Genomic DNA, 533 nt, shown 5'->3' with positions numbered 1-533 from the left:
ATAGTTTCAACAGTAGCCGAACCACCTTCGCTAGCCACTGGGTCAAACGCAGTCGTACGTACTGTTAGTACCACTTTGTCTTCTGTTGTTTTTACTGTCGCTGTCGCATTACCTGCATAGATAGGACGCTCAAACGTTTGCGCATCTACCACACCTGAGATTTCAGACAGCATGCTGACGTCAAGTAACGCTGCAACGCGTGGCATAAAGTTTTTACCAGTCGTGGTCGCAGCTGCTAGGATATGGCTGTAATCACCAGCGACATCAGCAACCAATAGCGCCACATTGCCCGCCAGTTGATGCTCATAGGCTGCATTGTCAGCTAATAGTACTTTCGTCACGCCTTCTGCTTTTGCTGCTTCATCAGCGACTGCTTGAGCACCACTACCCGCTACTAATACATGGATGTCGCCACCGATTTGCTTAGCAGCAGCGATGGTGTTCAAAGTTGCCTTTTTTAGACTGGCATTGTCATGTTCTGCATATACCAAAATTGCCATGGTTTTAATCCTTTATTTATTCGTATTATCTAT

The 533-nt window shown here is 46.3% G+C and carries 1 pseudogene; it reads right to left on the bottom strand.

Going from position 1 to position 533, the window contains the following annotated elements:
• A pseudogene (locus tag ACS8FC_RS20565) lies at positions 1-500 on the bottom strand (electron transfer flavoprotein subunit alpha/FixB family protein); the annotation flags it as partial.
• Positions 501-533: the final 33 nt, after the last annotated feature.

Source organism: Psychrobacter sp. 1Y4, assembly GCF_051847555.1.
This window is presented reverse-complemented; position numbering and strand designations above follow the sequence as displayed.